2 protein-coding genes are annotated in these 1,550 nt (G+C 64.8%); both read right to left on the minus strand.

What is annotated here, in order from left to right:
- Positions 1-13 precede the first annotated feature (13 nt).
- A complete protein-coding gene (locus AC0IX4_RS22915; protein ID WP_471831376.1) occupies positions 14-1,147 on the minus strand; it encodes an IS3 family transposase in 1,134 nt (377 codons plus the stop codon).
- The gene (locus tag AC0IX4_RS22920; protein WP_471831374.1) at positions 1,030-1,485 is read right to left on the minus strand and encodes a hypothetical protein; all 456 of its coding nucleotides are present in this window, start codon (positions 1,483-1,485) and stop codon (positions 1,030-1,032) included. Before AC0IX4_RS22920 ends, AC0IX4_RS22915 begins: the two co-directional genes overlap by 118 nt.
- Positions 1,486-1,550 lie beyond the last annotated feature (65 nt).

A 1,550-nucleotide genomic window follows, 5' to 3' on the forward strand; every position in this document is an offset into this window, starting at 1 on the left:
TGCACGGTAGTTGTCAACCTGTCTGAGACAGTTTGTGGTGGTTGATACCGGTGGGTCCTGGTAGTTCCGGTGCTCGGGGCGGGCGTCGGAACCGTTCGGGGTGCTGGGCGTAGTAGCAGTGCAGATGGTGTTGCCGGTCCTGTCGGATCAGGTGCGCGGTGCCCTGGTGGACGGTTGCGGGGGTGTGCCGACCGAGCCCGGAGTGGCGGTGTTCGGTGGCGTAGCGGTTCAGGAATTGTGCGGTCCAGGTGCGGGCGTGGTCGATGCTGGTGAACCGGTCGGGGCAGTCGAGGTCGTACTTGATCGTCTTGAACAGCGATTCGGAGAACGGGTTGTCGTCACTGACCCGCGGGCGAGAGAACGAGGTGAGCACACCACGTTCGGTGAGGGCGTCGATCAAGGTGTGCGAGCGCATGACGGCCCCGTTGTCGGCGTGCAGCACCGTCGGGGCGCCGTGGGTGGCGATGGCGTCGGTGAACATCGCCACCGCCGATTTCCGGTCTTCGGTGTACTCGATCCGCCACGCGACCGGGTAGCGGGAGAACACGTCGATGGCGAGGTAGAGCTTGTACCGATCCTGGATTCGAGGGCCGCGTAGTTCGGTGACGTCCCACGACCAGAGATCACCCACCGCGTGCGCCGCGACCACGGGTGTGCGGCGGGCTGCCGGTGTGCCGGCTCCGCGGCGGCGACGCCGGTCACCGACGCAGTTCGCGGCGGCAGCGACTCGGTAGAACGTCCGCTGCGAACATGCCACTTTCTGCTCGTCGAATGCTCGCCAATAGGCTTGCACCACTGAGAGGTTCGGGTAGTCGTCATCGGTGATGACGTCGATGATCTGTGCGCGTTCGTCCGCGGTCAGCGCCGCCGGTTGCGCCCGCTCGGTATGTGGAATCGGCGTCGCTGCCGGCCGGTAATGGGCGTAGCCACGCACCAGCCGGTAGTAGGTGGATCGGGCGATCCCGACGAGCGCGCACGCCGCGATCACCGACAGCGCCGACGCCGCGGTCACCTGCTCGACGGTGGTGGTCAGGACAGTGCGTTGCGCTCGAGCCACCGCGCGTACTCGGTTGCGCTCATCAGAGCCGGTGGGATCTGCTCGTCGGTCTCGGTCGAGCTCTCGGTGATCCCTTCCAAGAGCTCGTATGCTTTTCCCAGGATCTCCTGCACCGCTTCGCTCTGCGCCACCTTTTTCTTGAGGGCGTCGTTCTCCTTGCGTAGTCGTGCCAGTTCGGCGCGTTCGGTGTTCTTCACCTCGAACCTCGACTTTCGTGCGGCGGTCACCATCGATGCGGTGAATTCTCCACGCTCCCGCGCCTCGAGCCACCGTTTGACGGTGTTCGTCGTCAGCGAGTGCTTCCTCAGCAGTGCCGTCTTCGCTCCACGCTCGACCGCGTCGTCCCACGATCTGAGGAACTCGACTCGGAACGCGAGAGGAAACCTCCGCACTCCCGTGGCACTGCGGCCTATTTCGACGTCGATCATGATCACTCATCTCCCCGCACCCGCGCCGACATGTCTCACAACGATGCTGGCAAAGAGCGTGCAGA

Source organism: Rhodococcus sp. AC861, assembly GCF_979256035.1.

Excerpts from the sequence above, each read along its gene's own strand:
- AC0IX4_RS22920 (WP_471831374.1), bottom strand. The coding sequence starts at position 1,485 with ATGATCGACGTCGAAATAGGCCGCAGTGCCACGGGAGTGCGGAGGTTT.